This window comes from Salinibacterium sp. dk2585 (assembly GCF_008001035.1).
GTDB lineage: Bacteria > Actinomycetota > Actinomycetes > Actinomycetales > Microbacteriaceae > Homoserinimonas.
The window spans coordinates 63,686-86,965 of sequence record NZ_CP042856.1 but is presented as its reverse complement, the minus strand read 5'-3'; the positions used below and the strand labels follow the sequence as shown (position 1 = coordinate 86,965).

The following is a 23,280-nucleotide window of genomic DNA, read 5'->3' as shown; positions in this document are numbered from 1 at the left end:
AGAGTGCGCTCAGTCGAGACGCCGGCGGGCACGCGCGACGGCACGCTCGGCCGCCGTGACGGCACGCTTCGCCTCGTCACGCGAACGACGGATGCCACGGGCCTCCCCCTCGGCGTCGGCCAACTCGCCCTCAGCCTCACGCAGCTGCCGCGTCAGCTCCTCTACCTCGTCCCGCAGGGACGCCCGCCGCTCGGACACCGCCTCCGCCGAAGCTCGGAGTTCCTCGGCCTCGTCCCGCGCCTTCGCGAGCGCCGCCTCCGCCGTCGCAAGGTCGAGTTCGGCCTGCTTCCGCTCGGCCCCCCGCTTGCGCTCCTGAGCGCTCGACCGTGTCGGCGCATCCGGTCTCGCCTTCTTCGAGCCCGCCGAGCCACCGCTCTTCGCGGGCGCGTCCGCCACGGCAGCGCGCCGCCCAGCCCGCTGCGTCGCCGTCGGGAACGCGATCACGTCGCCGCCCTCCTCGATGCCCCAGCCGGCGGCGGTGAGCGGCTTCACGAGGGTTCCCGAGGCGACAAGCGCCGCGGCATCCGCGTCGATCATCGCGGTCTGCAGCGTCTGGGCAACCTCTCCGCTGACGGCGGCGGATGCCTCGGTGCCGAGTCCTTCGGCGACGGCGACGGCCTCGCGCGTGACCTGGCGCACGAGCGCGGAACGTTGCTTGCCGAGTTCGCGGAGGCGTGGCGCGTCGAGGGCGTCCTGGGCGTCGCGGAGCTCCTCGCCGAGCGCGGCGATCTCGTCGACGCGGTCCGCTCGATGGCGGGCGAGCATGTTGACGACCCACGCCGAGGTGGTCGGCTTGCGCAGGCCCGCAATGGCCTTCGCGAGCTCCTTGTCGCCGGATGCCTTCGCCTCACGGCTCAGGGCGGTGCGGCGCGCGGTGAACTCGCCGAGGGGCATGCCGTAGAGCTCCGCGCCGGCCGTCTCGATGTCCACGCCTCCATGGTTACCCCAGACGACGTCGGAATCCATCGGATGCGCCCGCTCGGGTTACGCCCCGCGCGACTCAGACCTACTCTCCGGGGTGAAGGAACAACCTCAAGGAGAGCAATGCGCACCCACAGGATTCTCGCCTTCGTGACGGCGGCCGCGGCATCCGTCGCCCTTGCGGCCTGCTCGTCGGGCGGCGGGAATGGTTCGAGCCTCGACGCGATCACGGAGTCGGGCACGATCGTGATCGGCACGGAGGGCACCTACCGCCCCTTCAGCTTCCACGAGGGCGGCACGGGCGAGCTGACCGGCTACGACGTCGAGATCGCGAGGGCGGTCGCCGAGAAGCTCGGCGTGGAGGCTGAATTCGAAGAGACCCAGTGGGATGCGATCTTCGCCGGGCTCGACGCCGGGCGCTTCGCGATGATCGCGAACCAGGTCTCCATCAACCCGGACCGCGAGGAGTCCTACGAGTTCTCGGAGCCCTACACCGTGAGTCCCGGTGTGATCGTGGTGCGCTCGGGCGATACGTCCATCCGTTCCTTTGACGACCTGGTGGGCAAGACGACCGCCCAATCGCTCACGAGCAACTGGTACGGGCTCGCCCAGGAGGCGGGCGCCAACGTGGAGGCGGTCGAGGGCTGGGCGCAGGCGGTCGACCTGCTGCTGCAGGGCCGGGTCGACGCGACGATCAACGACAAGCTCACCTACCTCGACTACGTGAACGACGAACCGGATGCCGCCATCGAGGTCGCCGTCGAGACCGACGACCCGTCACGCTCGGCCTTCGCATTCGCGAAGGGCAACACGGAACTGCGGGACGCGGTCGATGAGGCCCTCGCCGAACTGCGCGCGGAGGGGACGCTCGCGGAGATCTCGGAGAAGTACTTCGGCGAAGACGTCTCCCAGTAGGTCGCGCTGATGGACGAGTCGACCTGGGACCTCGTCGCAGGGTCCTTCCTTCCCCTCCTGGAGGGGGCCGTGCGCGGCACGATCCCGCTGGCACTGATCTCCTTCGCGCTCGGGCTCATGATCGCCCTCGGCATCGCGCTCATGCGGCTGTCGAAGGTGCGCGTGGTCTCCGCACTGGCGCGGGGCTACGTGTCGATCATCCGCGGCACGCCTCTCCTCGTGCAGCCCTTCGTGATCTTCTACGGGCTCCCCTCGATCGGTGTGCTCGTCGACCCGTGGCCGAGCGCGATCATCGCGTTCTCGCTCAACGTCGGGGGCTATGCCGCCGAGGTCATCCGAGCCGCGATCCTGTCGGTGCCGCGGGGACAGTGGGAGGCCGCGTACACGATCAGGATGTCGCCGGCCCAGACCATGAGCCGCGTCATCCTGCCGCAGGCTGCGCGGGTCTCGGTGCCGCCGCTGTCGAACACCTTCATCAGCCTCGTGAAGGACACCTCGCTCGCCTCGCTCATCCTGGTGACCGAGATGTTCCGGCAGGCGCAGGAGGTCGCCGCCTTCAGCCGGGAGTTCATGGTCATCTACATCGAGGCTGCCGCCATCTACTGGGTCATCTGCGTCGTGCTCTCGGCCGGGCAGTCCGCGCTCGAGAGGAGGCTGGATCGCCATGTCGCGCGATGAGCGGGTGCTGGAGGTGCGGGGGCTGCGCAAGCGCTTCGGCGAGGTCGAGGTCTTGAAGGGCATCGACCTCGACATCCACGGAGGCGAGGTGGTCGCGTTGATCGGGCCGAGTGGTTCCGGCAAGACGACGGTGCTGAGATGCCTCAACGGGCTCGAGGTGCCAGACGCGGGCACGGTGGACTTCGCGGATGCCACGCCGGTCGACTTCGCCGCTTCGCCGAGCCGCTCGGCTGTCGCGGGGCTCCGGGAGCACAGCGCCATGGTCTTCCAGCACTACAACCTGTTTCCCCACCGAACGGTGCTCGAGAACGTCATCGAGGGTCCCGTGCTCGTGCAGGGGCGAAAGCGAGCGGATGCCACGGCCGACGCTCGTGCCCTCCTCGAGCGCGTGGGACTCTCCGACAGGGCCGACGCGTATCCCTACGAGCTCTCGGGCGGACAGCAGCAGCGGGTGGGCATCGTTCGAGCGCTCGCACTCAAGCCCCGGCTGCTGCTCTTCGACGAGCCCACGTCTGCCCTCGACCCGGAACTCGTCGGAGACGTGCTGGCGGCCATCCGTGAGCTCGCGGCCGAGGGGTGGACCATGCTGCTCGTGACGCACGAGCTCCGCTTCGCCCGCGATGTCGCCGACCAGGTCGTCTTCATGGACGGCGGCGTCGTCGTGGAGGCGGGGCCGCCGTCAGAGGTGCTGGTCTCCCCGCGCCAGGAGCGCACCCGCCAGTTCCTACAGCGGCTGCTCGATCACTAGCAGCCCCTTCTCTTCCGCTGAGGAAGGGGCGGGACGGGTCGGGCGGCTTTAGTCGCGCTCGACGGGGAGCCCGGCCTGCGCCCAGGCGTTGGTGCCGCCTGCGACGTTGACGGCGTCGATGCCCTGCGCCTCGAGGTACTCGGCGACGCGGGCGCTGCGCCCGCCCGACGCGCAGATGACATAGACGGTGTCGTCTGTGGGGATCTCATCGAGACGTTCGACGACCTCACCCATGGGGATGTGGATGACTCCGGATGCCCGGAGCGCCCGGTATTCGTCGGGCTCCCGCACATCGATCACGACGGGCGACTCGGCTGCGGCAACCTCGGTGACGTCTGCTTCTCTCACGGCGTGGCTTCCTCCTTGGGCGGCGGCGTGACGATGCCGAGGGCGGCCTTGAGGCGCTCTTCGGCGTCGGCCGCAGCGTGGGTGGCTTCGACGTTGGCGTCGCTCACGGCCTGCACGATTTCAGCCCTCTGGATGGAGATGCCGCGGGGTGCGTCGATGCCGATGCGGATGCCGTCGCCGCGGTTCTCGATGATGGTGATGACGATGTCGTCGCCGATGAGCACCTTCTCACCGGGTTTGCGCGTCAAGACCAGCATTGTTCCAGCCTAACCGTCGTAGGCCCAGCTCACGGGCATACCCAGCTCTCGCACGGTGTCGGGGGTGCTCGTGCCGTCCCGTCCGATGGCCGCGACGGCGTTGATGGTGACGACCGCGCCGACAGCCTTGACCCAGCGGGCGGTGTCTTCGTGCTTGCGTCCGGCGTCGACGGCAACCCAGACCTGGTCGGGCTTGAGGTCGGCGAGCGCCTGCGCCTGCGCCGGTGTCGGCTCGTGGGAACTCATGCCGTGTGCGGCAACGACGATGCGCTCCCGCTGCACGGCCCGTGCGCGCACCGTGATGGCGTCACGGCGCGTGTCGAGCCGCTCGAGCCCCTCCGCGAGGGCCGCCCCGCTCACGACGACCTCGGCCTGCACGGTGAAGGACATGGCCCTGGCGACCGCGAGCGCGTCGGCGGGCAGGCCGATGACGGCGACGAGGTCTCCCGCACCGTCGGCGAGGGGTGGCGTGGGTGCGATGATCCCGCTGCTGCGCGACGTGACCATTCCGGGGAGCGGCGGATGCTCGTGCTCCGTCACCGCCTGGAGGTCTTCCAGGACCTCGGCGAAGCTGCGGGTCGAGGTGGAGACGAGCTCGGGTTCAGGAGCGGCAGCCGGAGCGGCAGCGGACGCCGGCAGCGATGCTGCAGCCGTCGCGGCACGGGACCGGAACGGGTCGTCACGCAGCACCGTGCCGACGGGCGGGGCGCTGAGGGCGCTCTCCGCGGCATCCGCTTCTTCCAGGAGTGCGGCGATCCCAGTCAGGCGGCTGGAGAGGTCGTGGGCGTCGGCGGCTGGCGTGGGACCGTCGGGAACCTCGACCGTGACCTGGAAGCGACGGCTCGCGAAGAAGCCGCCGACGCCCCCCGTCGTGATCTGCTCTGCCGCGATGATGCGCGCGTCCGGGCCGTGCTCCTCGGTGACGCGCTGCCGCAGCTCGGCGAGCGAGGCGCCATCAAGCCGGAATCTGCGCGGAGACACGGATCACCCCCACCGTCTCGATGTCGACATTGGCGGTCGTGACCTCCTGGTAGGAGAGCACGGGGAGGCCGTTCGACTGGGCGGAGACGAGGCGACGCACGGCGGGACGGATGGCCGGCGCGCACACCAGCACGGCCGAGTTGCCGGCGGCCTCGAGCCGCGCGACCGTGTCCTTGAGGGAGCCCAGGATGTTTTCGATCGCGTTCTGGTCGAGCAGCAGCTGGGTGCCAAGCTCGGAGGGGCGCATGCTCTCGAGCATGGACTGCTCGAGCACGGGGTCGATCATGATCACCCGGAGCAGCGCGCCGTCGAGGTGACGGCTCACGAGGGCGGGACCAAGCGCGAGGCGGGCGGCCTCGATGAGCGCTTCCGGGTCGGTCGAGACCTTGGCCCGCAGCGAGAGGGCCTCATAGATGCGGGGGAGGTCGTTGATCGCGACCTGCTCCGAGAGGAGGCCCTGCAGCACGCGCTGCACCTCGGCAAGGCTGAGGAGCGCGGGCACGAGCTCGTCGACTGCGGAGGGGTTGACGCCCTTGACACCCTCCGTGAGCACGCGCACGTCCTCGCGAGTGAGGAGGCGGGCCGCATTGCCTGTGACGAGGGAGGAGAGGTGCGTGACGAGCACCGAGACACGGTCGATCACGGTCGCGCCCGCAAGTTCGGCGCTGTGGCGCATCTCGGCGGGCACCCACTTGCCGGCGAGCCCGAAGACAGGTTCAACGGTGGCGGTGCCGGGCAGCGAGTCGAGGTTGTCGCCGAGGGCGAGCACGCGGCCGCGCGGCGCGATGCCCCGGCCCGCCTCGACGCCCGCGATGCGGATGACGTAGGTGCCCGAGGGCAGCTCGACGCTGTCGCGCGTGCGGACGGGCGGCACGACGACGCCGAGGTCGAAGGCGATCTTGCGGCGGAGCGCACGCACACGGGCGAGGAGGTCGTCGGACGAGCCCGTCACGAGGTCGACGAGGTCGGGCGCGAGCAGGATCTCGAGCGCGTGCACCCGCATCTGCTCGATGAGTTCCTCCGGGGTCTCCGGCCTGGGCGCGTCCGGCGCGAGGGCGGCCTGTTCCTCAGCGAGCGCTTGGGCCCTTTCGGAGGCCTTGATCCGCTGGGCCGCGATGATGAGCGTGACGCCGACGATCGCGAACGGGAGGATCGGCATCCCCGGGATGATCCCCATGATGATGGCCGCGCCGCCGGCGATGCGCAGTGCCGGCGTCGACTGCGTGAGCTGCTGCGAAGCCGTGGACCCCATGTCGGACTCAGCGTTGGCCCGCGTCACGATCATGCCGGTCGCGACCGCCATGAGGAGGGCGGGGATCTGGGTGACGAGCCCGTCACCGATTGTCAGGAGCGTGTAGGTCTCGACGGCCTCGCCGATCTCCATGCCGCGCTGCACCATGCCGATGGCGATACCGCCGATGACGTTGATGATGATGATGACGATGCCGGCGATGGCGTCACCCTTGACGAACTTCGAGGCACCGTCCATCGCGCCGTAGAAGTCGGCCTCTGCCGCGACGGATGCCCGGCGTTCGCGTGCCTCGACATCCGTGATGAGTCCCGCATTGAGGTCGGCGTCGATCGCCATCTGCTTGCCCGGCATGGCGTCGAGGGTGAAGCGGGCGCCGACCTCGGCGACGCGCTCGGCACCCTTCGTGACGACGACGAACTGGATGACGACGAGGATGAGGAAGACGACCGCGCCGATGATGAGCGAGCCGCCGACGGCGACATGCCCGAAGGCCTCGATGACCTGGCCGGCGTAGCCGTCACCGAGCACGAGGCGCGTGGATGCCACGTTGAGGCCGAGTCGGAAGAGCGTCGCCACCAGCAGGAGCGAGGGGAAGACCGAGAAGTCGAGCGGCTTCTTGACGAACATGCTCGTGAGCAGGATCACGAGGGCGAAGAGGATGCTCACGATGAGCAGCATGTCGAGCAGCCCCGCCGGCACGGGCACCACGAGGAGCAGGATGATGCCGACCACGCCGATCGGCACGGCGAGCATCTTCAGTGTCTGTTTCATGCGAGGCCTTTCGCGGCGGTGAGGGTGTTGCGGGTGGGGGCGCCCGCGAGCGCCGTCATGCTGTGCACGCCCGCGGCAGCGCCGCGCTTCTTCAGCGCCATGACGAAGGCGAGCACACGGGCGACCGCGTCATAGTGGTCGACCGGGATCTCCTGGCCGAGCTCGCACGCCTCATGGAGCGCACGGGCGAGGGGAACATCGCGCACCATGGGCACGCCCTTCTTGTCGGCTTCCTCACGGATGCGCGCAGCGATATTGCCTGCCCCTTTCGCGACGACCCGGGGCGCAGATCTGCCCGGCTCGTACTTGAGCGCGACAGCGACGTGAGTGGGGTTGACGAGCACGACGTCGGCATCACCAATGGCAGCGATCATGCGGTTGCGGCTCATGGCGAGCTGGCGTGCACGGCGCTGACCCTTGATGAGCGGGTCGCCGTCGGAGTTCTTGTGCTCATCCTTGACCTCTTTCTTGGTCATGCGCGTCTTCTTCATGTTGCGCTTCATGACCACGAAGACGTCGGCGAAGGCGAGCGCGAGGCCCGCCACGATCGCGAACTGCAGCATGGCGGCGACACCCCCGGCGGCGGCCTCGAGCACGGCGTGCACGGAGTTGCCACCGGATGCCATGAGCACGGGCATGAGGTTCTGGATGACGAAGTAGAGCACGAGGCCGACGACGACCGTCTTCATGAGGGCCTTGGCGCCCTGCCACAACGCCTGGGTGCCGAAGGTGCGCTTGACGCCCTTGACGAGGTCGAACTGTTCCATCTTCGGCTTGAACTTCTTGAGGTGCACGCCGCCCTGCGCGACGGCGCCGACCACGACCGCCACGAGCACGGCAACTAGCATGGGCGCGAGGGTCGTCATGACGGAGCCCATCCCTGCCCAGAGCGCGTCGACCGCCGCGAGGGGGTCAGCCGAACTCGCGACCCGAGCGACCGCGAACATCTGCTCCGTCGCGGCAGTTGAGCCGAGCGCAAGCGTCGCGGGGATCATGATGGCTGCCGCGCCGATGCCGAGCCACGCCGTGAGGTCCTGCGACTTGGAGAGCTGGCCCTTCTCGCGCACCTCCTTCATGCGCTTCTCTGTCGCTTGTTCTGTGCGCTCGCCTGTGGGTTCCTCGGCCATTACCTCACCCCCATGAGCGTGTCGACGGCATCGTCGGTGAGGGATGCCACGACCCCCGGCAGCGCCGCGAAGACGACGACCGCGAGGGTGAGCGTGAGGAAGATCTTGAGGGGGAAGCCGAGGGCAAAGGCGTTGAGGGCGGGTGCGACTCGCGTGAGGAGCCCCAGCCCGACGTCGGCGAGGAACAGCACGACGAGGAGGGGGCCGGCGATTTGCACGGCCGCAAGGAACATCTCCGAGACCGCGAGGACGATCGACTCGGCCGAGGACGCGAGGTCGATCGCGCCGCCGATGGGAAGGGCGGTGAAGGAGCGTGTGAGGCCGGAGAGAATGAGCAGGTGTGCGCCCGAGCTCATCATGAGCGCGAGCGCCGACATGTGGAAGAGCCGCGAGAACTGCGCACCGTTGACCATCGAGCCGGGGTCGTAGGCCTGCGCCATCTGGAAGCCACCGAACATGTCGATGAGGCTTCCCGCCGACTGCACGGCGGAAAAGATCACGAAGACGAGGAATCCGAGCAGCGCCCCGGTGATGATCTCCTGCACGAGCGCGCCGAAGAAGGCCGCGTCATCCAGCGAGACGTAGTCGGCAGTGACGCGCGGCGACACGGCGAGCGCCAGGCCGACCGCGAGCATGGCCTTCACGCGAGCCGGGAACGCGCGGTAGGAGAAGGGCGGCGCGATGACGATGAAGGCCGTCATCCGCACAGCGGCCAGCATGACCGCCTCCAGCCACGCGAGTTCCAACATCACCATGTCATCCGCCGAGGAGCGCCGGGATCATGTCGAAGATGCGGTGGGTGAAGCCGATGATCTCGCTGATCATCCAGTGGCCTGTCACAAGGAGCGCGACGCCGACCGCCGCGGCCTTGGGCACGAAGGAGAGGGTGACCTCCTGGATCTGCGTGATCGACTGCAGCAGGGAGATCGCGAAGCCGACCACGAGTGCCGTCACGAGGATGGGGGCCGCGAGCTTCGCCGCCACGAAGAGGCCCTGCATTGCGATATCGAGGACTGCGCCGGCATCCATCAGCGGTAACTCTCGATGAGGGAGGTGATGATGAGGCCCCAGCCGTCGACCAACACGAAGAGCAGGATCTTGAAGGGCAGCGAGATCATGACGGGTGGGAGCATCATCATGCCCATCGACATGAGGGCTGCCGCAACCACGAGGTCGATCACGAGGAACGGCACGAAGATGACGAAGCCGATGATGAAGGCCGCCCGAAGCTCCGAGATCATGAAGGCGGGGATGAGCGTCGTCAGCTCGACGGTCGACGGGTCCTCCGGGTTCTCGAGCCCCGCGGCGCGGGTCATGAGGGCGAGGTCCTCCTCGCGGGTGAACGACAGCATGAACGCCCGGAGGGGTTCGGACGCCGCCTCAAGCGCCTGCCCGAACGTCATGGTCCCCGCGAGGTAGGGCTGCACGCCGACCTCGTTCATCTCGCCGACCACTGGCGCCATGATGAAGAGGCTGAGGAAGAGCGCGAGGCCGGCAAGCACCTGGTTGGGCGGTATGCTCGGCAGCGAGAGCGCGTTCCGCGTCATCGCGAGCACGACGAAGATCTTCGTGAACGACGTCATCATGAGCAGGATCGCGGGGGCGACCGACAGCAGGGTGATGCCGAGGAGCGTGACGATCGACGACGACGGGGTGCCGTTGGGGCCGTTGATCTCGACCGAGACCCCCGGCGTGCCCTCATCGAAGGGGTTGATCTCGGGGGCCGCGTAGGCCGGCTGCGCCCCGAGATTCATCGCGACGGCGAGGCCCGCCGTCGCAACGAGACCGAGCGCGACCGCGCGCAGAACGGCAGCGCGGGTTGAGTGACGAGCGCCAGCGAGTGAATCGAAACCCTCGCTGCCAGGTTTCGATACAACCCTGGCGGGCTTACTCAACCCACGAACTGCTCTCACCGTGCTCGCCTGAGGGTCGTCGCGGCCTGCGCGGTGGAGCTAAGGCGATCGCGCCAGCGATCGCGCGACCCCAGCGCCGACTGAGCCTGCGAAGTCGGGTTGAAGAAACCGAACCCCGCCCGACGGGCAAACTGAGCTGGCGTGAATGTCTCGGCCAGTGCAGACCCGAACGTCGGCCGCCCGAAGAGCTCGATCGGCGCGGGGCCGCCCGAGGTCGCGGCATCCATCGACTTGGCGAATTCCTCGGCTGGCGCGGGCGTCTCACCTGACTGCAGCACGCTGACCGACTGCTCGGTCACCCCGAGCACGAGCCTGCTGCCCTCGACGTCGATGACGACGATGGATGCCTTCGCCCCGATGCCCTGCTTGGCGACGACCGAGACGGGCGACGCGGCGCGGGCCCGCGGGCCCGCGGTGAGCCGACGGTGCAGCCACCACAGCAGCGCGAGCACGGCACCCAGGCTCACGAGCACTCGGAGCCCGATCATGAGGGCATCCATGTCAGCTGAGGCCGTCGGCGACGTCGAGGATCGTGGTGATGCGCACGGCGTAGTCCTGGTCGATCACGACGATCTCGCCGTGCGCGATCAGGCGGCCGTTGAGCAGGATGTCGGCGGGAGCGCCGGCGGAACGGTCGAGCTCGATGACGGCGCCGGGCTCGAGGCCCAGCACGTCGCGCACCGACATGCGCGTGCGGCCGATCTCGACCGTGAGCGCCATCTCGACGTTGTTGATGCGCCCGAGCTTTCCGACGACCTCCTCGCTGGACTTGCGGGTCGCGCCAACTACCGCCCCGCCCTCGCGGATGCGGATCGCGAACCATCCGACCGCGACACCGTCGGCGGTGAGCTCGAAGACCGTGCTGGTGCGGTCGGAGAAGAGGGCAGAGGCATCCGACTCCGACACGTCGCCGAGCACGCCGCTGCCGAGCACCTCGGCGGCGGCGTCGAGCGCGGGACGCACGACGTCGCCGCTCGAGACGACCGTGTCACTCCCGGCAGCCTCCTGGAGGGACTGCGCGTCGAGCAGCACGAGGGCAAGGTCGGCCGCGTGCTCGCCGACGAACGACGCCATCAACGCCGACGATGCGCGTGATGCAGCGGAGACGCCGCTCGGCAGCATCGACGGAACGAGGATGCCGGTCGTCGGCAGGTGCTGCACGAGTGCGTCGGCTGCGGCGGACTGGAGGGTGGGTGTCGTGGTGGCCATGATGTTCTCTCCGGCGGTGGTGGTGAAGAAGTCGAAAGGGTGGGCGGCTCAGTCGGTGCCGACGACGACACACGCGAGGCGTGAACCGTTGGCCCCGACGGCCGCGCGCGCGAGCGGGGTGCCCTCGACGGCGACCTCGAGCGGGCGATGCTTGGGATGCGGAATCGGCAGGATGTCTCCCACCGCGAGGTTGAGCACGGCCGACGGCCGCACCATGGCCGGCTCGAGGCGGAGCGAGACCGACACGGGGGTCGAGACGACCTGCTCGCGCATGATGCGCGGCGCATCCTCGACCGAGCCCGTGGGGTTGGCCTCGCCGAGCTGCGGCAGCAGCACCTCGGCCGGGATCGCGACCGTCGCGGCAGAGACCGACTCGCCGACCTTGATCGTGAAGTTCGCGACGATCATGAGGTCCGTCGTCGCGGCGGCCTGCGCGAACTGCGAGTTGTACTGGAAGCCGCCGACCGCGATGCGGCGTACGAGCAGCGAACCGAGCGAGTAGCGAAGGTCCTCGAGCGCGTCATCCATGAGGCGGCCGACCAGCTCACGCTCGATCTGGGTGAACTGGCGCTCCTCGGTCACGACCGTGCCGCGACCGCCCAGCATGCAGCTCACCCAGGTGAGGGCAGCGGATGTCGGGTACTGGATGACCGCGCGAGGCGTCATGCCCTCGACCGTCACGAGCACCATGGCCGTCGTCGACGGCAGGGACGCCGCGTACTCGTCGTAGGTGAACATGAGCACCTGCGTGCAGGTGACCTGCGAGAAGACGCGCACCTTCGCGGTGAGTTGCGTGCCCCACTGGCGGGCGAAGGTCTCGAAGGCGAGCTCCAGCACGCGCGAGTGTTCGCGCACGAGCGTCGTGGGGCGGCGGAAGTCGTAGACCTCGACCGCGCCCTGGGTGCGCGAGGATACGCTCGCGCCATCGTGTTTCTGGACCGTCACAACGAGCACTATCGGCAGGCAGCATGGAACGGTTAGCAGCCCTCAGCGCGCGCACGATTGTGTGCGACGCGCACTCCTTTTCCTACGCGCGACGCACAAGAGTGCGCGGGCCCGGCCTAGCGTGTCATCCGGCGCCCTCCGCGACGATGGACGGAATGAGCGAGCGCACCGCCTCCGGCAGCGCCGAGAGCACGACGATGTCGACCCGGCGGTTCGTCGCCTGCCCCTCGGGTGACGTCTCGGGCACGAGCGGCCGCGCCGCGCCGAAACCGACCGCCCCGATGCGCTGCGCCGGAACGCCCGTCGCCTCGACGAGGTACCGCAGCACCGTCGTGGCCCGGCCCGAGGCGAGCTCCCAGTTGGTGGGGAAGGGTGCGACGGAGGGCCGGGCATCCGCGTGTCCCTCAACGGAGACGCTGTAGCGGCTCTTCGCGATGGCAGGGCCGGTCGCGTTGAGCACGCCGACCGCCGTGGGGGCGAGCTCGGTGCGGTTGGTGTCGAAGAAAGTCTCGGAACCGACCAGGCGCACCGTCAGGCCGCGCTCGTCGATCGTGAACGAGACCGTGTCCTGGAGGCCGCTCGCCTGAAGGTTGCTGTGGATCTGCGCGCGCAACTCCTCCAGCTCCTCGACCTCCTCGAGTGCCAACTGGATGTCGGTGAAGCCCTCACCCTCCTCCGAGACGAGTTCGGCGGGCACGACGACGCCGGTCGAGACATCCGTGTCTTCGGTCTCCTCCTGGCCGAAGCCCGTCGCGAGCGAGTTCTTGAGGGCGTTGAACTTCTCCTGGTCGACCGCCGACATCGCGAAGAGCACGATGAAGAGGCACATGAGCACCGTGACCATGTCCATGTACGACGCCATCCAGCGCTCGTCGGGGCCCTCATGCTCAGCCTCGACGTGCTTCTTGCGGCGGCGCGGCATGCTCATGCGGCGGCCTTGTCGGCCTTCGCAGTCTTGGGCGACTTCGCCTTCTTGCCCGCGTCACCCTTGGCATCCTTCGACTTCGCGCCCCTGAGCGAATCCGCCGGCACCATGGCCTTGAGCCGCTCGCCCAGCAGTCGCGGCTGGCTGCCCGCCTGCACGGCCAGCACCCCCTCCATCAGCAGCGTCATGCGCTCCTGGTCGATCTCGTTGAGGCGACGGATGCGGGTGCCGATCGGCAGCCAGATGAAGTTCGCCGACAGCAGGCCCCAGAGGGTGGCCACGAAGGCCGCCGCGATCATGTGGCCGAGCTCGTCGGGCTGCGAGAGGTTCTCGAGCACGTGGGTCAGCGAGACGACGGTTCCGATGATGCCGACCGTTGGGGCGTAGCCGCCGAGGGCGCCGAAGAACTTGGCCGCCGTGCGACGGGTGCTCGCGCGGGACTCCATCTCGTCCTCGAGCATGATGCGCAGTTCCTCGCCGTCCGTTCCGTCGGCAATGTTCTGCAGGGCACCCTTCAGGAACGGGTCCTTGATCTGCTCGGCCTCCTGCTCGAGGGCGAGGAGGCCCTCGCTGCGGGCCTTCTCCGCGAGGCCGACGACCTGGTCGATGACCTCCTGCGGCTTGAAGGTTGCGCCGCCCTTGAACGCTGCGGGCACCTCCTTGAAGGAGTTGATCGCATCCTTGATCGTGCCACCGGCGACGCCGATCGCGATCGTCGCGAAGAACACGAGGATCATGGGCGCCGGCAGCAGGAGGGAGCTCACGTGGGCGCCCTCGAGCGTGATCATGGCATACAGTGACCCGAACGCGAGTCCGATTCCGATGATGGTTGCGAGATCCATCAGATCTTCCTCGGGCCGGAGATGTGCGCGACGGTCTCGTCGTCGCCGGCATCCGTCACGATGCCGAGGTGAGGAGCGGACGAGCGGTCTGCCGAGCTCGAGTGGGCGAGGCCGATGACGCGGGCCCGGTAGAGGGCGATGCGCTCGATGACCTCGGTCATCGACTCGGTGACGATGTACTTGGCGCCGTCGACCATGACGAGGGTCGTATCGGGGCTCGCGTGGATGCGCTCGATGAGATCAGGGTTGATCGCGAATTGGCGATCGTTCAAACGCGTGACGACAATCATCGGGCCCATCCATAGGTCTCGTACTCAGCTGCCCATCCTGGGCATGCACAGGACACTGTCGGCCGGGGCCGCGCATCCGTTAGGTGCGGATCGTCCTGTGCCGGCGCGGATGCGGCGCGCAGTCCCGCACGGGGGCATCCGTGTTTGGCCCTGTCGGAAATTCAGGAACCGCGCGCCCAAAGCAACTGTGCCGCCCCTCCCGTTGGGGAGGAACGGCACAGTCTCCTGAATTTCCGAAAGACGGCGGATGCGAGGCCCGCCGCCACGAGGGGTCAGCGCTTGAGGTTGGTGAGTTCCTGCAGCACCTCGTCGGAGGTCGTGATGATGCGGGCGTTCGCCTGGAATCCGCGCTGCGCGACGATGAGGTTCGTGAACTCCTGCGAGAGGTCGACGTTCGACATCTCGAGCGCGCCGGCCGTGAGCTTGCCGAGCGCGCCGTTGCCGGCGGTGCCCAGCTCGGGGTTGCCCGAGTTGAAGGTCGCGCGGTAGGACGAGTTGCCGGCCTTCTCGAGGCCGCCCGGGTTGGCGAAGTTCGCGAGCGCGATGCGGCCGATGGCCTCGGATGCACCGTTGCTGAACGAGCCCACGAGCGTGCCGTCGGCCGAGAGGGTGAACGACTGCAGCGTTCCTGCCTTGCGTCCGTCCTGGTTGGTGACGGATGCCGTGGTCAGGCCCGCGAAGCCGGTCAGCTGCGTCATGTCCACCTGGATGTCGTCGGGTGCGGTACCGACCGCGAAGGAGCCGCCGCTCGTCAGTGTTCCGTCGGCGGCGAACGCGAGGGAGCTGAGCGTCGTGGTGCCGCCGTCGGTGGAGACATCCCAACCGGTGCCCGTACGCGTGAAGGTGAAGGTCAGGGTGGTCGCCTGGCCGTTGGCGTCGAAGACCTGGGTGTCGCGCACGAGCGTCGTGTCTACTTCGGCCTCGGAGGGCAGGTTGCCGCCGAAGGTTGCGCTGCTCGTGCGGGTGGCGGGCGAGACGCTGTCGAGGGGCAGCGTGATGTTGCCGATTGCGCCGCCGTCCTGCACGACGCCGTTCTGCGCCGTCCAGCCCTGCACGATGGAGCCGTCGGGCGTGACGAGGCGACCCTGGGGGTCGATGTCGAAGTTGCCGGCGCGCGTGTAGAGGGTGTCGCCGCCGGAGCGGGTCACGAAGAAGCCGTCGCCCGAGATCATCATGTCGGTCGAGCGGCCGGTGGCCTGTGCGGATCCCTGCGCGAAGTTGGTGGAGATTCCGGCGACGCGCACGCCGAGGCCGATCTGGGCCGGGTTGGTGCCGCCCTGCTCTGCCTGCGGGCCCGCGGCGCCCTGCGTGAGCTGCGAGAGCGTGTCCTGGAACTGGGTTGCCGACGACTTGAACGCGGTCGTGTTGACGTTGGCGATGTTGTTGCCGGTCACGTCGAGCATGGTCTGGTGCGAGCGGAGGCCCGAGATGCCGGAGTAGAGCGAGCGAAGCATGGTGGTTGACCTTTCAGTGGTGGGTTCGTGATGTTCAGGCGGCGCGCGTGGTCACGCCGGAGATTGCGTCGAGGTCGACATCGACCCCGCCGATCGAGACGGTGGGAACGGAGTGAACGAAGGAGACCGAGTCGGCGACGCCCTTGACGGTCTTGCCGTCCTTCTCGTAGCTGACCTCCTTGCCGACGAGGGCGGACGCGGCGATGCGCATCTGCAGCGAGAAGTTCTCCTCGTTGAGGGTCGTGAGGGTCGTGAGCTGCTCCATGGATGCCAGCTGGGTGGTCTGGCTGATCATCTGGTTGGTGTCCATGGGCGAGCTGGGGTCCTGGTTGCGCAACTGCGTGACGAGGAGCGAGAGGAACACCTCGCTGTCCATCGTCTGCTTGGGCGCGCGCGTGGCGGCGTTGGCGGTGTACATGCTCGTCGCCGTGACGGCCGCGGCGGGTTCGATTGCCATACTGTTCCTTCTTTCTCGGGTCCGGAGCCTCAGGCCAGCACGTCGATGCCGGTGGCGAGACCGCGGATGCCGCGGTCGTGGGTTGTCTCGGACGCCACAGCATCCCCGTGGTTGCCGGCGGCGGCGCCCGGGTTGCGCGCAGCGGCGGGCTGCCCGTCGCGACCGCCGTGGGCCTGCCCGCCCTGCATCTGGCCCTGGCTGTCGCCGAGGTTCAGGGTGGCGTTGCCGGCCTGCGCCGACTGCCCGCCGGTGCTGAGCGAGGAGGTTGCGACGCCGAGTCCGGCGAGGTCGCGGCGCAGGTCGCCGAGGATCGCCTTGAGTGCTTCGCGCCCGGCCTCGCTCGGTGCGAGCAGTTCGATGCGCATCCCGTCGGCGCCGAGGTGGGCGCGCACCGTGACGGGGCCGAGGTTCTCGGGGGTCACGTTGACGGTGATGACGTGCTCGCCCGCGCCCGCACTGCGGATGTGGGCGATCGGCTTGGCGAGCTGTGCTGAGAAGTCCTGGGGCACGGGCGTGGGCGCGAGGGCCGGGGCCGTCGCCGGTCCCGACTGGCTGACGGATGTCGCAGCGCCGGGCGCGACGGCCGCTCCAGCCCCGTCGAGTCGCGTGAGACTGCGCAAAGCGTCCGTATTCGCGGCTTCAGGGCCGTTTTGTGCAGGCTCGGCGATGACGGATGCGGCGGCAGGGGTGGTGGAGTCTGTCGCAGCAGCGGGTGCTACGACTGACGCCGCGGAGTGCCGGACGGGTACCGCGGGCACGGACTGCCAGACATCGCCCGCTGCGATGTCACCCGCTTTCGCGAGACCTCGCAGGCCGATCGAGCTGGCGGAAGAACCGATGACTCGCGCGGTCTCCGCCGGGAAAGTGTCGGCGGCGGAGCCGGCCATACCCCCGGCGATCGTGGAAGCAGCGGAGTGCCCGCCATCCACTGCGGCGGACGCCGAGGTCGAGGCGGGTGCAACACCAGCGGCACCCTCGTCCTCGCCGGTGCCGCCGCCCGCGACAGCGCCCTCACTGCGAGCAGCACCGAGATTGCCCCGTTCGTGGCCCGGCGCGGTGGGCAATGCGGCCCCGGTCACTCCGCCGTCGCTGCCGGCACGATCGCCACCGGCTTGCACGCCACCCGCAGCTCCCGCGCCCGAGTCCACGTCATCGCCACTCAGGCCAGCACTTTCGCCCGCGACACCCGCTGCGAGCGTCCCGGCCGTGTCTGCGCCAGTCGCGCCATCCTGCACTTGACCGATCGCAGAAGGCACCAAGGTGGGCAACTCACCAGGCGAAACACTGGTCACGAGCGCTGAGCCGCCAAGATCGCCAGAATCATCCACGGCGTCACCCACGGCCTCGTGAGTGGCCAAAGTCTGGCCATCCGGAGCCTCTGGAAGCCCAGAGTTTGGCCACTCACGGTCGACGTCGGCGAGCGCGCCGCGCATGGCGGCGCCGAAGCCCTCGGCGTCAGTCGCGCTCGAGAAGCCCGGGGCGGATGTCGCGCCCCGCGTGATCCCGCCGGCGAGGAGGTTCAGCATGCTCATGACTCGGTTCCTTCCGTGTCGCGGTGCCACGCGGTCGAGGCGAGCTCATCGAGGGCGTCCTGCTCTGCCTTCAGTTCCGCCGCGGCGACCCGCTCGGCGTGCTTCTGCTCGAGCTTCTCGAGCCCGATCGTCTGGGCGCGGGCCTGCGCGAAGGCGGCGGCCGCGGCATCCGCATCGCCCTGCAGTTGGCCATCGAGGGCCGTGAGGTCGGAGAGGGTGCTGCGCAGGGATGCGCGCCCCGCCGCGACCGCGTAGAGCACGGCCGTGCTGGTGACGTCGGTGCTCGTGGCGCCGAGGGCGATGCGGGCGCGCTCGATGCCGAGCGAGTTCTCGTCGAGGCGTCCGCGGGCACTCGAGAGCTCGCCTGCGGCCAGTTCCTGCTGCAGGTGTCGCAGCCTCAGGAGGCCGGCGAGCGAGAATCCCTTGCTCATGCGCTCACCCCCAGGCCCGCGACGAGGCGCTCGAGGCGCTGCCATGACTCCTCGGCGGTGGCGCGTTCGCCCATCGACTGCTGCAGGAAGGCGTTGATGGATGCCTCGTGGTCGACGGCAGCGTCGACGAGCGGGTTGCTGCCGCGCTGGTAGGCGCCGACGTCGAGCAGGTCCTGCGCGGAGCGACGCGCAGAGAGCACCCGGCGGAGTGTCGTCGCGGCTTTCGCACCGGCATCCGTCGTCACGCGGCTCGCGACGCGGGAGACGGAGCCGAGCGCGTCGACGCTCGGGAAGTGCCCGTTGATCGCGAGCTTGCGGTCGAGCACGACGTGCCCGTCGAGGATCGACCGGGCGGCGTCTGCGATGGGCTCGTTGTGGTCGTCGCCGTCGACGAGCACGGTGTAGATGCCGGTGACTGACCCGGATGCCGCGGTGCCGGCACGCTCGAGCAGCTGGGCGAGCAGGGAGAAGGTCGATGGCGGGTAGCCGCGAGTTGCCGGTGGCTCGCCGACGGAGAGCCCGATCTCGCGCTGCGCCATGGCGACGCGGGTGAGGGAGTCCATCATCAGCGTGACGTCGGCGCCGTGTTCGCGGAAGCCCTCCGCGATGCGGGTCGCGACGAAGGCCGCGCGGAGCCGCATGAGGGCGGGCTCGTCGGAGGTCGACACGACGACGATGGAGCGGGCAAGGCCCTCCTCGCCGAGGTCGTCTTCGAGGAACTCCCGCACCTCGCGGCCGCGCTCCCCCACGAGGGCGATGACGCTGACCTCGGCCTCGGTGCCGCGGGCGATCATGGAGAGCAGCGACGACTTGCCGACGCCCGAGCCGGCGAAGAGGCCGAGCCGCTGGCCGCGGCCCGCCGTCGTGAGCGTGTCGAGCACGCGCACGCCGAGCGAGAGCGGGGTGTCGATGCGGGCCCGCTGCATGGCGGGCGGGGTCTCGTTGTGGAGGGGGACCCACTCGCTCGCGTCAATCGGTCCCTTGCCGTCGATGGGGCGGCCGAGGCCATTGATGACCCGGCCGAGGAGGCCGCGGCCGACGGGCACGAGCATGGGGCGGCCCTTCGGCCTGGCGGCGGCGCCCGGCTGCACTCCCGTGAGGCGGCCGAGCGGCATGCAGCGCACGCCGTCGCGGGTCGTCGCGATGACCTCGGCTTCGACGGGCGAGTGCTCGCCGATGCTCACGAGGTCGCCGACGGCACAGTCGACGCCGATGACCTCGAGGCCGAGGCCGACGACGGATGCGACCCGGCCGACGCGCTGCGGGCGGCCCGCCCGCACGGCCTCAGCCAGGCGCGCGCCGAGCACGGCGGGTGCGGCGGCGCTCATGCTGGTCCGTCCAGGAGGGCGGCGCGCGCGCGGGCGACCGCGGCGCCGATGCGTGCGTCGACGTGGCCGTCGGGCAATTCGGCAACGGCATCGCCGGGGGCGAGTGCCGGGTCTGCGACGAAGGTGATGTGCTCGGGAAGCCGTGCCGGGTCGAGGCTCTCGAGCGCCGAGAGGGTGTCTGGGTGCATCCGCACCCTGAGCACGGCCGCCGGGTCGACGTCGCTCAGCGCGCGCGTGAGGGCGGCGCGAGCGCTGCTCGGACCGTCGGCGAGCTCGACGCCGATGATCGCCTCGGCGAGGTCGACGGATGCCACCGCGATCGCGGCCTGCGCCTCCGCGAGCACCGGGGCGACGTGCTGGTTCACAGACTCGACCGCCGCGCTGAGGAGTGCCGTGAGCGCATCCGCTCGCTTGCGGGTCGCGTCCATGAGAGCGGCGTGCTCGGCGGCGGCGTGCTCGCGCTGCGCCTGCAGGGTCTCCTCCGCCGCGCGCATTCCGGCGGCGTAGCCGGAGGCGTGGCCGCGCGTGCGCGCCTGCGCCTCGACGAGTCCTGGCGTGCTGCTGCCGAGGGCGGGGAAGCTGAGCGGCGAGAAGGCGGTCTCAGTAGACATAGTCTTCCTCCTCGGCGCGCTGCACCGTGATGACGCCCTCCGACTCGAGGTCGCGGATGGCGCGCACGATCTGCGAACGCGCCTCCTCGACCTGCGAGAGCCGCAGCGGCCCGAGGGCCTTCGTCTCGTCGTCGAGGATCTCCCGGTTGCGCTCCGACAGGTTGGAGCGGATGACCTCGACGACCGTCTCGGGACTGCCCTTCATGGCGATTGCGAGCACGGCGGCGTCAATGCCGCGCAGCACCTGCTGCACGTCGCGCTTCTCGAGCTTGACGATGTCGGCGAAGGTGAGCATGCGCGAGCGCACCTCTTCCGCGAGTTCGGGGTCACGCTCGTCGAGGGCGTCGAGCAGCGCCTTCTCGGTCGCGACACTCGAGCGGTTGATGATGTCGACGAGTGGTTGCACGCCGCCGACGATCTCGACTGCGTCACGCGTCGATACGACCGCGCCGGCGCGAGACTTGAGGGTGTCGGCGACGACGCGCACGGCCTCTGGGGTCGCGCTGCTCATGGTCGCGATGCAGTGAGCCACTTCGGTGCGCACGTCGTCGTCGAGGCCCGAGAGGATGGCGGATGCCTGCTCCGGGCGCAGGTGCGCGAGCACCAGGGCGACAGTCTGGGGCAGTTCGCCCTCGAGCAGCGTGATGATCTGCCCTGGCTCGACCGCCTCGATGAACTCGAATGCCTTGCCCGCCATGGAGGATGCGACGCGGTTCATGACTCCGGCGGCGCGCTCTGCGCCGAAGGATGCCTCGAGCAGGCCGACCGCGATGTCACGGCCTCCGCGCGCATTGGCGGTGCCGCGCGTCGCGACCTCGTGGAACTCGGTGAGGGCCCGATCGGCGACCATCGCGTCGACGCGCTTCATTCGCACGATCTCGGCGACGATCTCTTCTGCCTCAGTCTCGGTGAACTGCTTGAGTACCTCGGCGGCGCGGTTGTGCTCAAGGTTCATGAGCACGACGGCGACCTTCTGGGTGCCGGTCAGCCCGGGCGCCTGCACGTCGGTCATGGCGCCCTCACGTCATCCATGAGCCCGCGCAGGTACTCTGCGGTGCGCTTCGGGTCGGCGGCGGCGAGCGCCTCGATCTCGGCGCGGCGGCGTGCGGATTCCTCGTCCCCGCTCGGGAGGCCGGCAGGGGCGGTCGGGGCGGCGATGGGGGCGACAGGCTCCGTCGGCATCTGCAGCTGCATGGGCACGGTCGTGCCGTCGAGGATGTCGGAGAGCTGCTTGAGCTCGCCCGCCTCGCGCGCCCGGCGGCGGTTGCGGGAGAGCATGACGAGTCCGATGACGATCGGGAGGGCGATGCCCGCGACGATCACCGCGACGGTCGCGAGGGCCATCCAGCGGTCGGCGGTCGCGGCGGCCTCGGCGGCAGCGAGGGCCTCGGCGGCGGCCGCGGCTCCCGTCGCGTTGAAGGGCACGACCTCGACCGCGACGTTGTCGCCGCGCTCGACGTTGACGCCGGCGGCAGCCGCGACGAGCTCGCGGATTGCGGGCACCGTGAGGCCGCCGATGGCGCCCTCATTGACGGCGACCGAGACGGTCTGGCGGGTGATGGAACCGGCCGGGATCGTGCGCGACTCGGTCACCTTGTTGACGGCGTTGTTGCGGTTGGTCGACTCGCTCTCGTAGGCGCCCTCCCCGCCACCGCCCGGCACGGCGATGTTGTCGGGGCCGAGCACGCCGCCCTGGAGGGTGCCGTCGCCGCTGCCCGTGTAGGTCTCGCGGTCGATCTGCTCGTTGAGCGCGGGCACCTCCTCGGGTGCCGAGTACGACTCCTCGAGGCGTTCCGCGGACTCGTAGCTCACGTCCGCTGCCACGACGACACTCGCGTTGCCGGGGCCGACGACGCGGTCGAGCATGGCCTGCACGGCACCCTGCACGCGCACCTCGTGGTCGCTCGCCTGCTTCGACGTGGAACCGGCCGCGCCGACGCCCACGGCAGACAGCACGGTTCCGGCGGCGTCGATGACCGCGACATCCGTGGCCTTCATGCCCTCGATCGAGGCTGAGGTGAGGTGCACGATGGCCTCGACCTGGTCGCTGCTGATGCTCACGCCGCGCTCGGTCTCGATGAAGACGGAGGCGGTCGGCGATGCCTTCTGGGCCACGAAGACGGTCTCCTCGGGAATCGCGAGGCGAACGGATGCGGTGCGCACGCCATCGAGGGCGGCGACCGTCGATGCGAGCTCGCCCTCGAGGGCGCGCTTGTAGGTGACGGACTGCTGGAACTCCGAGGAGGTCACGCCCATGTCGTCGAGGAGCGAGTAGCCGCCCGTGCTCGAGGAGGGCAGGCCGGCCGAGGCCGCCTTGAGGCGCTGGTCGTAGACGTGCTCCTCGGGCACGAGGATGGTGGCGCCACCCGCCGTGAGCTCGTAGGGCACATTGTCGGCGCGGAGCTGCTCCACGATCGTGCTGGCGTCGCCCGCCGCGAGGCCCGAATAGAGGGGGGTGTAGGAGGGCTTGCTGAGCCACAGCCCGAGACCGGCCGCACCGAGCACCAGCACGGCGACGCCGAGGAGGGCGAGCGTGCGCTGCGCGATCGTGAACTCGCGGATGCTCGCGACGAGCCGCTTGAGGGCGGAGGTGACCTGGGTGGGCATTAGGCCTGCATCCTCATGATCTCGTTGAAGGCGTCGACGCCCTTGTTGCGCACGGCCGCGATGAGCTCGAGCGTGACGGCGGCACGGGTCGACGCGATCGTGGCGTCGTGGATGTCGTTGAGGTCACCCGTCACAGCCTGGATCGCGAGCTCGTTCGAGGTCGACTGGAGCGACTGCAGGCCGTCGATCGCACCCGCGAGCGAGGCGCCGAAGGCTGCGCCATCCGTCGACTGGACGGAGCCGACGCCGGATGTCGCGGCGAGCGCGCCACGGATCGAGAGGTCGTGCTCGCCGACGCTGAACGCGCCACTGCCGCCAAGGGCGGGAATCGCGGGGATGGCCATCATGCACGTCCGATCTGGATTGCGGCCTGGTAGGCCTCTTTCGCGCGGTCGACGACGGCTGCGCTCGCCTGGTAGCCACGCTGGGCCATGATGAGCTGGCCCATCTGGCTGGCCATGTCGATCTCGGGGTAGCGCACGTAGCCGGCCTCGTCGGCGAGGGGGTGGTCGGGTTCGTAGACCACGCGGCCCTCGGCGTCGCCGTAGGCGGCACCCTGCACGTAGACACCCGTCGTGCCCTCGCCCGCCTGGGCGACGACGTAGCGAGCGCGGAAGGCCTCGTCGTCGGTGCCGCGCACCGTGTTGACGTTGGCGAGGTTGTCGGAGACGGCGTCGAGCCACTTGCGGTGGAGCGTGAGTCCCGTGCCGGCGATGCCGATTGCGTCGAAGGTCATCA

Annotated in this window: 28 protein-coding genes; 3 read left to right on the top strand and 25 right to left on the bottom strand. The window is 69.5% G+C overall.

Annotated elements, in window-relative coordinates; genetic code table 11:
- Positions 1–9 precede the first annotated feature (9 nt).
- Positions 10–930 (bottom strand): hypothetical protein, encoded by a 921-nt coding sequence (locus FVA74_RS00495; protein ID WP_147719834.1) that lies wholly within the window; start codon positions 928–930, stop codon positions 10–12.
- A 114-nt stretch (positions 931–1,044) separates the two neighbouring features.
- Between FVA74_RS00495 and FVA74_RS00490 the strand changes: the two genes are divergently transcribed.
- From FVA74_RS00490 to FVA74_RS00480, 3 genes are read left to right on the top strand one after another with little or no spacing between them, the layout of a single operon-like run.
- Positions 1,045–1,836 (top strand): amino acid ABC transporter substrate-binding protein, encoded by a 792-nt coding sequence (locus FVA74_RS00490; RefSeq protein WP_147719833.1) that lies wholly within the window; start codon positions 1,045–1,047, stop codon positions 1,834–1,836.
- Between the two features lie 9 nt (positions 1,837–1,845).
- Positions 1,846–2,514, top strand: a complete 669-nt coding sequence (locus FVA74_RS00485) for an amino acid ABC transporter permease (RefSeq protein WP_147719832.1) — start codon at positions 1,846–1,848, stop codon at positions 2,512–2,514.
- Positions 2,501–3,262 carry an amino acid ABC transporter ATP-binding protein gene (locus FVA74_RS00480; RefSeq protein ID WP_147719831.1) on the top strand — a complete coding sequence of 254 codons (762 nt, stop codon included), beginning with the start codon at positions 2,501–2,503 and terminating at the stop codon, positions 3,260–3,262. The genes FVA74_RS00485 and FVA74_RS00480 overlap by 14 nt, the downstream gene beginning before the upstream one ends.
- A 48-nt stretch (positions 3,263–3,310) precedes the next feature.
- Here FVA74_RS00480 and FVA74_RS00475 read toward each other — a convergent pair whose 3' ends face one another.
- From FVA74_RS00475 to FVA74_RS00360, 24 genes are all read right to left on the bottom strand, one after another.
- Positions 3,311–3,610 carry a rhodanese-like domain-containing protein gene (locus tag FVA74_RS00475; RefSeq protein ID WP_147719830.1) on the bottom strand — a complete coding sequence of 100 codons (300 nt, stop codon included), beginning with the start codon at positions 3,608–3,610 and terminating at the stop codon, positions 3,311–3,313.
- Positions 3,607–3,867 (bottom strand): carbon storage regulator, encoded by a 261-nt coding sequence (locus FVA74_RS00470; protein WP_147719829.1) that lies wholly within the window; start codon positions 3,865–3,867, stop codon positions 3,607–3,609. The genes FVA74_RS00475 and FVA74_RS00470 overlap by 4 nt, the downstream gene beginning before the upstream one ends.
- 9 nt (positions 3,868–3,876) lie before the next feature.
- A complete protein-coding gene (locus FVA74_RS00465; protein ID WP_147719828.1) occupies positions 3,877–4,848 on the bottom strand; it encodes a hypothetical protein in 972 nt (323 codons plus the stop codon).
- Entirely contained in the window at positions 4,823–6,871 is a 2,049-nt protein-coding gene (locus FVA74_RS00460; protein ID WP_147719827.1) for a flagellar biosynthesis protein FlhA, read from the bottom strand. Before FVA74_RS00460 ends, FVA74_RS00465 begins: the two co-directional genes overlap by 26 nt.
- On the bottom strand, positions 6,868–7,998 hold the full coding sequence (locus FVA74_RS00455) for a flagellar biosynthesis protein FlhB (protein ID WP_147719826.1): 1,131 nt from the start codon (positions 7,996–7,998) through the stop codon (positions 6,868–6,870). Before FVA74_RS00455 ends, FVA74_RS00460 begins: the two co-directional genes overlap by 4 nt.
- On the bottom strand, positions 7,998–8,753 hold the full coding sequence (fliR, locus tag FVA74_RS00450; protein ID WP_147719825.1) for a flagellar biosynthetic protein FliR: 756 nt from the start codon (positions 8,751–8,753) through the stop codon (positions 7,998–8,000). The genes FVA74_RS00455 and fliR overlap by 1 nt, the downstream gene beginning before the upstream one ends.
- Before the next feature lies 1 nt (position 8,754).
- Positions 8,755–9,027: a flagellar biosynthesis protein FliQ gene (gene fliQ / locus FVA74_RS00445; RefSeq protein WP_147719824.1), complete on the bottom strand. Its 273-nt coding sequence runs from the start codon at positions 9,025–9,027 to the stop codon at positions 8,755–8,757.
- Positions 9,027–9,752: a flagellar type III secretion system pore protein FliP gene (gene fliP, locus FVA74_RS00440; RefSeq protein WP_147722988.1), complete on the bottom strand. Its 726-nt coding sequence runs from the start codon at positions 9,750–9,752 to the stop codon at positions 9,027–9,029. Before fliP ends, fliQ begins: the two co-directional genes overlap by 1 nt.
- A 155-nt stretch (positions 9,753–9,907) precedes the next feature.
- A complete protein-coding gene (locus tag FVA74_RS00435) occupies positions 9,908–10,399 on the bottom strand; it encodes a flagellar biosynthetic protein FliO (RefSeq protein WP_168220002.1) in 492 nt (163 codons plus the stop codon).
- 13 nt (positions 10,400–10,412) lie between these two features.
- Entirely contained in the window at positions 10,413–11,120 is a 708-nt protein-coding gene (gene fliN, locus FVA74_RS00430; RefSeq protein ID WP_147719822.1) for a flagellar motor switch protein FliN, read from the bottom strand.
- 48 nt (positions 11,121–11,168) lie between these two features.
- Positions 11,169–12,065 carry a flagellar motor switch protein FliM gene (locus tag FVA74_RS00425; RefSeq protein WP_147719821.1) on the bottom strand — a complete coding sequence of 299 codons (897 nt, stop codon included), beginning with the start codon at positions 12,063–12,065 and terminating at the stop codon, positions 11,169–11,171.
- Positions 12,066–12,189: 124 nt separating this feature from the next.
- A complete protein-coding gene (locus tag FVA74_RS00420; protein WP_147719820.1) occupies positions 12,190–12,993 on the bottom strand; it encodes a flagellar motor protein MotB in 804 nt (267 codons plus the stop codon).
- Positions 12,990–13,832, bottom strand: a complete 843-nt coding sequence (locus tag FVA74_RS00415; protein WP_147719819.1) for a motility protein A — start codon at positions 13,830–13,832, stop codon at positions 12,990–12,992. Before FVA74_RS00415 ends, FVA74_RS00420 begins: the two co-directional genes overlap by 4 nt.
- Positions 13,832–14,122: a flagellar FlbD family protein gene (locus FVA74_RS00410; protein WP_147719818.1), complete on the bottom strand. Its 291-nt coding sequence runs from the start codon at positions 14,120–14,122 to the stop codon at positions 13,832–13,834. The genes FVA74_RS00415 and FVA74_RS00410 overlap by 1 nt, the downstream gene beginning before the upstream one ends.
- Positions 14,123–14,394: 272 nt before the next feature.
- Positions 14,395–15,576, bottom strand: a complete 1,182-nt coding sequence (locus FVA74_RS00405; RefSeq protein ID WP_147719817.1) for a flagellar hook protein FlgE — start codon at positions 15,574–15,576, stop codon at positions 14,395–14,397.
- 34 nt (positions 15,577–15,610) lie between these two features.
- Positions 15,611–16,033, bottom strand: coding sequence for a flagellar hook assembly protein FlgD (locus FVA74_RS00400; RefSeq protein WP_147719816.1), 423 nt, complete (start codon positions 16,031–16,033; stop codon positions 15,611–15,613).
- 29 nt (positions 16,034–16,062) lie between these two features.
- Complete coding sequence (locus tag FVA74_RS00395) at positions 16,063–17,565, bottom strand: flagellar hook-length control protein FliK (protein ID WP_147719815.1); 1,503 nt, start codon at positions 17,563–17,565, stop codon at positions 16,063–16,065.
- Positions 17,562–17,996: a flagellar FliJ family protein gene (locus FVA74_RS00390; RefSeq protein ID WP_147719814.1), complete on the bottom strand. Its 435-nt coding sequence runs from the start codon at positions 17,994–17,996 to the stop codon at positions 17,562–17,564. Before FVA74_RS00390 ends, FVA74_RS00395 begins: the two co-directional genes overlap by 4 nt.
- Complete coding sequence (locus FVA74_RS00385) at positions 17,993–19,324, bottom strand: FliI/YscN family ATPase (protein WP_147719813.1); 1,332 nt, start codon at positions 19,322–19,324, stop codon at positions 17,993–17,995. The genes FVA74_RS00390 and FVA74_RS00385 overlap by 4 nt, the downstream gene beginning before the upstream one ends.
- Positions 19,321–19,935, bottom strand: a complete 615-nt coding sequence (locus tag FVA74_RS00380) for a FliH/SctL family protein (RefSeq protein ID WP_147719812.1) — start codon at positions 19,933–19,935, stop codon at positions 19,321–19,323. Before FVA74_RS00380 ends, FVA74_RS00385 begins: the two co-directional genes overlap by 4 nt.
- A complete protein-coding gene (gene fliG, locus FVA74_RS00375; RefSeq protein ID WP_147719811.1) occupies positions 19,925–20,947 on the bottom strand; it encodes a flagellar motor switch protein FliG in 1,023 nt (340 codons plus the stop codon). The genes FVA74_RS00380 and fliG overlap by 11 nt, the downstream gene beginning before the upstream one ends.
- On the bottom strand, positions 20,944–22,542 hold the full coding sequence (gene fliF / locus FVA74_RS00370; protein WP_147719810.1) for a flagellar basal-body MS-ring/collar protein FliF: 1,599 nt from the start codon (positions 22,540–22,542) through the stop codon (positions 20,944–20,946). Before fliF ends, fliG begins: the two co-directional genes overlap by 4 nt.
- Entirely contained in the window at positions 22,542–22,886 is a 345-nt protein-coding gene (gene fliE / locus FVA74_RS00365) for a flagellar hook-basal body complex protein FliE (protein ID WP_147722987.1), read from the bottom strand. Before fliE ends, fliF begins: the two co-directional genes overlap by 1 nt.
- The gene (locus FVA74_RS00360; RefSeq protein ID WP_147719809.1) at positions 22,886–23,278 is read right to left on the bottom strand and encodes a flagellar basal body rod protein FlgC; all 393 of its coding nucleotides are present in this window, start codon (positions 23,276–23,278) and stop codon (positions 22,886–22,888) included. Before FVA74_RS00360 ends, fliE begins: the two co-directional genes overlap by 1 nt.
- Between the last annotated feature and the right edge of the window lie 2 nt (positions 23,279–23,280).

Excerpts from the sequence above, each read along its gene's own strand:
- fliP (WP_147722988.1), bottom strand. The coding sequence starts at position 9,752 with ATGAATCTCGGGGCGCAGCCGGCCTACGCGGCCCCCGAGATCAACCCC.
- FVA74_RS00405 (WP_147719817.1), bottom strand. The coding sequence starts at position 15,576 with ATGCTTCGCTCGCTCTACTCCGGCATCTCGGGCCTCCGCTCGCACCAG.
- FVA74_RS00410 (WP_147719818.1), bottom strand. The coding sequence starts at position 14,122 with ATGATTGTCGTCACGCGTTTGAACGATCGCCAATTCGCGATCAACCCT.
- FVA74_RS00395 (WP_147719815.1), bottom strand. The coding sequence starts at position 17,565 with ATGAGCATGCTGAACCTCCTCGCCGGCGGGATCACGCGGGGCGCGACA.
- FVA74_RS00385 (WP_147719813.1), bottom strand. The coding sequence starts at position 19,324 with ATGAGCGCCGCCGCACCCGCCGTGCTCGGCGCGCGCCTGGCTGAGGCC.
- fliR (WP_147719825.1), bottom strand. The coding sequence starts at position 8,753 with ATGGTGATGTTGGAACTCGCGTGGCTGGAGGCGGTCATGCTGGCCGCT.
- FVA74_RS00460 (WP_147719827.1), bottom strand. The coding sequence starts at position 6,871 with ATGAAACAGACACTGAAGATGCTCGCCGTGCCGATCGGCGTGGTCGGC.
- FVA74_RS00415 (WP_147719819.1), bottom strand. The coding sequence starts at position 13,832 with ATGGATCTCGCAACCATCATCGGAATCGGACTCGCGTTCGGGTCACTG.
- FVA74_RS00455 (WP_147719826.1), bottom strand. The coding sequence starts at position 7,998 with ATGGCCGAGGAACCCACAGGCGAGCGCACAGAACAAGCGACAGAGAAG.
- FVA74_RS00400 (WP_147719816.1), bottom strand. The coding sequence starts at position 16,033 with ATGGCAATCGAACCCGCCGCGGCCGTCACGGCGACGAGCATGTACACC.
- FVA74_RS00470 (WP_147719829.1), bottom strand. The coding sequence starts at position 3,867 with ATGCTGGTCTTGACGCGCAAACCCGGTGAGAAGGTGCTCATCGGCGAC.
- fliN (WP_147719822.1), bottom strand. The coding sequence starts at position 11,120 with ATGGCCACCACGACACCCACCCTCCAGTCCGCCGCAGCCGACGCACTC.
- FVA74_RS00420 (WP_147719820.1), bottom strand. The coding sequence starts at position 12,993 with ATGAGCATGCCGCGCCGCCGCAAGAAGCACGTCGAGGCTGAGCATGAG.
- FVA74_RS00490 (WP_147719833.1), top strand. The coding sequence starts at position 1,045 with ATGCGCACCCACAGGATTCTCGCCTTCGTGACGGCGGCCGCGGCATCC.
- FVA74_RS00485 (WP_147719832.1), top strand. The coding sequence starts at position 1,846 with ATGGACGAGTCGACCTGGGACCTCGTCGCAGGGTCCTTCCTTCCCCTC.
- FVA74_RS00360 (WP_147719809.1), bottom strand. The coding sequence starts at position 23,278 with ATGACCTTCGACGCAATCGGCATCGCCGGCACGGGACTCACGCTCCAC.
- fliE (WP_147722987.1), bottom strand. The coding sequence starts at position 22,886 with ATGGCCATCCCCGCGATTCCCGCCCTTGGCGGCAGTGGCGCGTTCAGC.
- FVA74_RS00380 (WP_147719812.1), bottom strand. The coding sequence starts at position 19,935 with ATGTCTACTGAGACCGCCTTCTCGCCGCTCAGCTTCCCCGCCCTCGGC.
- fliQ (WP_147719824.1), bottom strand. The coding sequence starts at position 9,027 with ATGGATGCCGGCGCAGTCCTCGATATCGCAATGCAGGGCCTCTTCGTG.
- FVA74_RS00480 (WP_147719831.1), top strand. The coding sequence starts at position 2,501 with ATGTCGCGCGATGAGCGGGTGCTGGAGGTGCGGGGGCTGCGCAAGCGC.
- FVA74_RS00390 (WP_147719814.1), bottom strand. The coding sequence starts at position 17,996 with ATGAGCAAGGGATTCTCGCTCGCCGGCCTCCTGAGGCTGCGACACCTG.
- fliG (WP_147719811.1), bottom strand. The coding sequence starts at position 20,947 with ATGACCGACGTGCAGGCGCCCGGGCTGACCGGCACCCAGAAGGTCGCC.
- FVA74_RS00435 (WP_168220002.1), bottom strand. The coding sequence starts at position 10,399 with ATGATCGGGCTCCGAGTGCTCGTGAGCCTGGGTGCCGTGCTCGCGCTG.
- fliF (WP_147719810.1), bottom strand. The coding sequence starts at position 22,542 with ATGCCCACCCAGGTCACCTCCGCCCTCAAGCGGCTCGTCGCGAGCATC.